This is a genomic window from Kineococcus arenarius subsp. arenarius, from assembly GCF_050871845.1.
Lineage (GTDB): Bacteria > Actinomycetota > Actinomycetes > Actinomycetales > Kineococcaceae > Kineococcus.
In genome coordinates this window covers 1-6,139 of the sequence record NZ_JBJLSE010000145.1, presented here as the reverse complement: position 1 = coordinate 6,139, position 6,139 = coordinate 1, and the positions used below count along the sequence as shown (strand labels likewise).

Here is a 6,139-nt window from a genome sequence, read left to right as displayed (position 1 = left end):
TGTGGGTGCAGCTGGCCGACGGCGGCTTCATCTCCGCCGACCTGGTCGCCGGTGACCGTGGTCTGCCGATGCGCGAGGCCAAGCCCGAGGCCAAGCCCGAGGCCAAGCCCGAGGCCAAGCCCGAGGCGGCCGGAGCTGAGTCGGTAGCGTCCGCACAGGTCAGCGGCCCCGCAACTTCTTATCCCACGCTAGACAACTGGGGAATGCCGTCGGACAAGAAGTTTTGCGGCACATGGCCGCAATTCTGCGAAGTTGCTCCCTGGCCTCAAGACCACGCGGGCGAATTAGTGCCTCTTGATTATTGCGCAAGTCGCCCTCAGAAGGATATTCCGGGACGCCAAGATGAATGCATAAAGGCCTTTGCCGAGGCGGAGCCTTTCCAGGGCACTCCGCCAGGATGGTTTGATAGGGGGTTCTTTTGGGCTTTTGAGCAAAGTGGCATTTTTGAGGGAGTTGAGTGCGCTTCTGACCCAAGTGTTTCATGGGCGTGCGGCGAAACCTTCGGATCAGTGGCGGGACCTTTTGGCAAGCTTCTAAAGCTTCGGAAAGTTGCTGAAGCTTCAGAAGGGGTTGAGGATGCATCGGATGGCATGAAGGCGCTTCGCCCGGTTGGTGACGCCCTTGAGTCGATTGATGATGTCCTTGTCAATCCTCATCTTCTGAGTGGAAAAACGCCAGCGCAGGTAGAGGTAATGATTGGCAATACGCCTGGCTGGCGTGTTGAAACTTTGGGCAAGGGTAAGCATAAGGGTCAGGGCTGGGTTTTGCGCCGGTACAACGATCGAGGAAACCCCTCGGGCGAGCAGATTCGGTGGCACCCTGGTGGAGGACACCACGGTTCTGAGCCTTACTGGCGAGTGGTGGGGCCGAATGGCGACCTAGGGGGGGAGATTCGATGAAAGATGTCGCATACGTGCAAAAATTTGTTGATGTTTTGAATCTTCTGAGTTCTGCTGCATCTCAGCAGATTTCTTTCTTGGAAAAGAGAAACTTCCCCGTCGATGAGTTGGCCCTCATGTTCGATGACTACTTTGCTCCTTGGCGGCATTTAGCGGAAGGCGAGATTCCGGCAGAGGTGAAAGCCGTATTGAAGGAGCTTGATGATTACTTGACGAGAATGAGTGGAGTTTCTAGCAATTGGAGTTACGAAGCCTTGGGGTCGGCCGATGATTGGCAAACCGTCAGGCAACTAGCTCGCCGTTGCATAAAAGAGATTTGGCGTTCAAGCTTTGCCTTCGATTCTTAGGGAGCGGTACAGCGTGGCGCGCGAGACGCCCACGGCCGCGGCGGCCTCACCGGTGGTGCTCCCGGCGGCCAGCAGGCCGCGCGCGGCCGCCAGCTTCGCCGGGGTCATCACCGCTGGCCGTCCTCCGCGCCGGCCGCGGGCGGCGGCTGCTTCTAGGCCGGCGGTGGTGCGCTCCTTGAGCAGGTCGCGCTCGAACTCCCCCAGCGCCCCGAAGAGGTGCAGCACCAGGCGCCCGGTGGCGGTGGTGGTGTCGATGGACTCCGTCAGGGAGCGGAAGCCCACTCCCCTGCCGTCGAGGTCGTCGATCAGCTGCAGCAGGTGGCGCAGGGAGCGGGCCAGGCGATCCAGGCGCCAGACGATGAGGACGTCGCCGGGCCCCAGGCGGGCGAGGACGTCGTCCAGGGCGGGGCGGGCGGCCAGGGCGCCGGAGGCGGTGTCGGTCCAGACCCGGTAGCAGCCGGCCGCGGCCAGGGCGTCGTGCTGCAGGGCAGGGTCTTGGGCGGTGGTGGAGACGCGGGCGTAGCCGAGCAGGTGACCGGGTCGTTGTCGGGTTTGCGAGCTGGTCGAGCGCGCGGGTGAGGTGGCGGGCGTATGGGCGGGCACAGCCGGGACCGTCTCAGAAAGCACCGACCGGCCGCTGGTGAGACGGATGTTTCGGGCACGGGTTGTGAGACGGCGTGTCGCGGCCCGGCGGCCCCTCCCCCGCGGTGTCTCGAAAACGGTCGCTTCTGAGATGGCCTGGTCAGGTCCTGACCACACGGTCATGTCGATGTCCGGGCACAAGCTGAGCACGACGATCACCCGCCTACCGCTGATGAGCGTGCAGTCCCAGAGCAGAGTCACGGGCCTGCACCCGAGCATGCCGAGCAGTCCAGAGCGGTACTTCCCCGACGGCCGCGTCCACCGAAGATGGATCCCGGCGGGCAGACTGCTGGCATGGCCGCACTACAGGTGGAGGGCATCTCCTTCAGGTACACCGGTGCGAACGCGCTATCCGAGGTCACCTTCACCGTCGGGCCAGGCGTGACCGCACTGCTGGGCGTCAACGGCGCCGGCAAGTCCACGCTGATGTCGATCTGCGCGGGCCTGCTCACCCCCAAGACCGGCGCAGTGCACATCGCCTCACACGCCCTGTACTCCCGCACGCACCGCCGCGCCGCCTTGGCCGCGGTGTCGCTGATGCCGCAGGCGACGTCCTTTCCCGCCAACCTCACCGCCCGCGACGTCGTCACCTACCTCGGCTGGCTGCGGGGCCTGCCGCGCTCAGCGGCCTCAGCCCGCGCTGAGGAGTGCCTGGTCGCGGTCGGCCTGCACGAGGTCGCCGACCGCAAGTGCGGCACCTTCTCCGGCGGCATGACCCGCCGCCTGGCCCTGGCCCAAGCCCTCGTCTCACAGCCGGAAGTGATCCTGCTCGATGAGCCCAGCACCGGGCTGGACCCTCAGCAGCGACGCGGCATGGTCGAGCTGATCCGCGCCCTGCCTGCCACCGTGCTGCTGAGCAGCCACGTCGTCGAAGACGTCGAAGACCTCGCCGCCCACGTCATCGTCCTCGCCGGCGGGCGCGTCGTCTTCGACGGCACCACCGCCGCCTTGACCGAAAGCATCGAGGTCACCGGCCGCCGCAGCGCGGTCGAAGCCGGATTCCTGCGCGCCATCGCCGCGGAGAGCACCCACCCCGACGGTGCACCGGGCACACCGGGCGCACGAGAGCGAGGGGCTCGGTGACCGGGCTGCGGTTGTGGCTGCGCCGCGGGCTCGGCACCCCGCTGGCGGTGCTCATCGCCGCCTTCGTGCTGATCTCCTTGCTGACCCAGCAGCAGTGGCGCCTGGAGCTGGACTGGGCAACGCGCCTGAGCGCCGCCTCAGTGCTGGTCACCACCCCGTTCGTAGCCGCCGCGGCAGCCTTCGACACCGGCCGGCGTTTCCGCCCCACCCTGGCCCACCTGACGCTCGGCGCCGCCCGGCACCGGCTGCAGGTCCTCACCCCGGGGCTTGCGATCACGGTGTGGGCGGTACTGGCCTACGTCGTCGTCTGGGTGGTGGCCGCGCTCATCGTCACCGCCCACGACGGCGTCGGGGTCACCGACTGGTGGGTCTTCGCCGAGATCGCCGCCCCCCTGCTCGCCGCCGGACTGCTGGGCACCGCAGTCGCGATGCTCCTGCCCTCCTCGATCACCGGGTTCGTGGCCGCACCGGTGGCCGCCGTGACCGTGCTGGCCGGCACCGTGGCCGCCTCACCCTGGGGGCGCGGCCCGTTCGAGGCGGTGACGACGTTCGGCACCCTGACCGGGCTGCAGCGCCCCGCGGTGCAGGCGGTGGCGACCATCGCCGCCGCGCTCGTCCTCGCCCTGCTCGCAGCCGTCGCCGCCCGCGAGGCCCACCGCCCCGCCCCGGCTCGGCGAGGCGTGCTCGCCGCGTGCACGGCGCTGGTGCTCACCGCCGCGCTCGCGCCGGCGGTGTGGCCCTGGCGGGAGGGCGTCTACGTCGTCAGCAACGAACCCGTCCGGTGCGTGGGCAGCGCCCCGGCAGTGTGCGGACCTGCCTCGAGGACGCGGCTGCTGGTGCCGGTACAGACCTCCCTGGCGAAGGCCTACCGCACGCTGGCAGGCACCGACTTCACCCGACCCGCCAAGTACACGGTCACCCGCCTGGACCACTACGCCGACCTGGACGGCGCAGCCCCGCTGGACTTCGATCCCACCCTCATCCACCACACCGAGGGCGGCACGGCCAGCTACGCCCGATCCGGGGTGCTCGCCGCGCTGCTGCGCCCGCACCAGTGCCGGGAGGTGTTCACCGCCCAGCGGGCACCGCTGATCCTCGATGCCCAGGACCGGGTCCGGCCGTGGCTGGACGCCGTGCTGGCCGGTCAGACCCCGGCGCGACCGGTGCCCACCGCAGTGCAGTCGGCGTTCGACGTGATCGCCGACTGCGACGTCGTGACCGGAAACCTGTGAGCGAGAACCGCGAACGAGACGGTGACCTGCTCGAAGTGACCTCGGTGGATGCATGACCACCACGACCAGCGGGAGTGGCAGGTGGCGGTGAACGCTCACACCGGACGGCTGTGGCGACTGGTGGGCGCCTACGGCGGGCTGTACGCGCTCATCGGCTCGGCGGTGATCGTCGCGGTGGGTCTGGTCTCGCAGCAGCAGGTGCTGGGGGTCACCCGCCAGCCGTTGCCGCTGGTGTGGCCGCTGACCGTCGTGCACGTCACCCTCGCCCAGCTCCCGCTGCGCGACGTGTTCGGCCCGATGGAGCGCGTCAGCGCCCGCGGCGCGACCTCGCGGGCACTGCGCGCCGCGGTGGCGCTGCTGTTGATCGGCGCCGGTATCGGCACCTACCTCGCCGCGCGCGGTGAACACGCCCTGCTCGTCTTCTGCCTGCTGCTGACCGCGCTCGGGTTCACCGTCGCAGCTCTCGGGCGATCCGACTGCTGGGTGTGGACGCTCGGGGTGGGGCTGCTCACCGTGGGCTTGGCCTACATCACCCCCCTCGGCGGCCCCATCGGCGGTGTCCTGGACGCCATCCCCGTCGCCGCGGCCGCGACGGTGGCCGTGGCGTCCGCGGTGGCCTTCATCGCCACCGGGCGAGGCCGCCGCAGATGAAACCGGAGTTGATCAGGTAGACGTGGCGACCGGTGCGTCGGCTACGTCCCGACATGTCGATGTCCGGGTGCAAGCTGAGCACGAGGATCACCCGAATATTGCCGAAGATCGAGCGCCGCGATGAATCCACCTGACACCACCACCTGCTGCACGGGAGCCTGCCCCCATGACCGACACGGCATGGACCTCCCTGCCCAAGGCCGTGCACCACTGCGCTCACGCCGAACTCGGCGCCCCCATCACCAGCTGGAGCGACGCCGTCACCGCAGTCCAGCGCCCCGCCGATCGCCCCGCTGGCATCGCCCGCACCGCAACCGGTGATGCGCTCTTCCTCAAGGCCGCCCGCACCACCGACCCCTTCGGCCTGGACTACCGCGCCGAAGCACAGCTGGCGGCGGTCCTGCCCGCCGGTGTCCCCACCCCGCGGCTGCGCCTGGCAGTTGAAGACGAGGGTTGGATCGTGCTCGGCTTCGACGTCGCCACCGGATACCAGCCCACCGAACCGTGGCTTCCGCAGCAACTACGAGCGGTCCTGGCCGCACTCGACGCCGCGGCACCTCTGCTGACCCCTGCGCCGCTGTCCACTCTGCCCACCGTGGCCGAGCGCATGGCCGGCCGCTGCAGCACCTACGGAGACCTGGCCCGCACCGGCCACCGCGATGAGCTGCACCTGGAGCACCTCAGCGACTTCGAACGCCGGCACCTGGAGCGTCTGGTGACGCTGGAGGAGAGCTGGAAACAGGCGGCCGCCGGGGACGTGCTGCTGCACTTCGACCTGCGCCATGACAACGTCATGCTCAGCCAGCGGGCGGACGGCGCCGACGACATCGACTGCGCCGCCAACGCCGCGGGCAACCCGGCGGTGACGTTGCTGGACTGGGGACGGGCCTGCACCGGGCAGGCGTGGATCGACACCGCCTGCCTGCTACTTCTCTCCGACACCGGCTCGGTCCAGCCTGAGGACGCCTTCGTTGCCAGCTCCCGCGGCGCTGGCGCCGATCCCTGGGCGGTGGACTCCTTCCTCGTCGCCCTCGCCAGCTACTGGCGCCACGCTGCGGCGCGCCCGGTGCCGCTGCAGAGCGCGCAGGCGCAGGCACGCCGCCACGCCTCCGGCGAGGCGAGCGTGCGGTGGCTGCGCACCCGCTGGGTCTAACGGCGACTTCACGGTCATCCCGCTTATGTGGGTGATCGGTGTCAAGGGGCTCAGGACGCGGACTGGTCGAGGTCGCCGAGGAGGCCCGCGAAGAGCTGCTGCCGAGCTGGTTGATCATGCTCGGCGGCGTGG

6 protein-coding genes and 1 pseudogene are annotated in these 6,139 nt (G+C 68.9%); 6 read left to right on the top strand and 1 reads right to left on the bottom strand.

All coding sequences use genetic code 11. From position 1 onward, the window contains the following. Together ACRYM0_RS19975 and ACRYM0_RS19970 are read left to right on the top strand one after the other, a co-directional pair. Positions 1-899: pseudogene (locus ACRYM0_RS19975) on the top strand (hypothetical protein); the annotation flags it as partial. Beyond that, positions 896-1,246: a hypothetical protein gene (locus ACRYM0_RS19970; protein WP_432507597.1), complete on the top strand. Its 351-nt coding sequence runs from the start codon at positions 896-898 to the stop codon at positions 1,244-1,246. The pseudogene ACRYM0_RS19975 and the gene ACRYM0_RS19970, both read left to right, overlap by 4 nt. Here the strand turns inward: ACRYM0_RS19970 and ACRYM0_RS19965 are convergent. After that, entirely contained in the window at positions 1,223-1,777 is a 555-nt protein-coding gene (locus ACRYM0_RS19965) for a recombinase family protein (protein ID WP_432507598.1), read from the bottom strand. The two genes, ACRYM0_RS19970 and ACRYM0_RS19965, sit on opposite strands and share 24 nt — an antisense overlap. A 405-nt stretch (positions 1,778-2,182) precedes the next feature. On the opposite strand from ACRYM0_RS19965, the gene ACRYM0_RS19960 reads away from it, so the two are divergent. The 4 genes from ACRYM0_RS19960 to ACRYM0_RS19945 all read left to right on the top strand — a co-directional run bounded on the left by ACRYM0_RS19960 (position 2,183) and on the right by ACRYM0_RS19945 (position 6,007). Next, complete coding sequence (locus ACRYM0_RS19960) at positions 2,183-2,971, top strand: ABC transporter ATP-binding protein (protein ID WP_432507596.1); 789 nt, start codon at positions 2,183-2,185, stop codon at positions 2,969-2,971. Further along, on the top strand, positions 2,968-4,203 hold the full coding sequence (locus ACRYM0_RS19955; protein WP_432507595.1) for a hypothetical protein: 1,236 nt from the start codon (positions 2,968-2,970) through the stop codon (positions 4,201-4,203). Before ACRYM0_RS19960 ends, ACRYM0_RS19955 begins: the two co-directional genes overlap by 4 nt. Before the next feature lie 87 nt (positions 4,204-4,290). After that, the gene (locus ACRYM0_RS19950; protein WP_432507594.1) at positions 4,291-4,854 is read left to right on the top strand and encodes a hypothetical protein; all 564 of its coding nucleotides are present in this window, start codon (positions 4,291-4,293) and stop codon (positions 4,852-4,854) included. Positions 4,855-5,020: 166 nt separating this feature from the next. After that, positions 5,021-6,007, top strand: a complete 987-nt coding sequence (locus tag ACRYM0_RS19945; RefSeq protein WP_432507593.1) for a phosphotransferase — start codon at positions 5,021-5,023, stop codon at positions 6,005-6,007. The last annotated feature ends 132 nt before the right edge of the window (positions 6,008-6,139 follow it).

What these genes read in the sequence shown, in the direction of transcription:
- ACRYM0_RS19970 (WP_432507597.1), top strand. Translation starts at nt 896, where the DNA reads ATGAAAGATGTCGCATACGTGCAAAAATTTGTTGATGTTTTGAATCTT.
- ACRYM0_RS19960 (WP_432507596.1), top strand. Translation starts at nt 2,183, where the DNA reads ATGGCCGCACTACAGGTGGAGGGCATCTCCTTCAGGTACACCGGTGCG.
- ACRYM0_RS19945 (WP_432507593.1), top strand. Translation starts at nt 5,021, where the DNA reads ATGACCGACACGGCATGGACCTCCCTGCCCAAGGCCGTGCACCACTGC.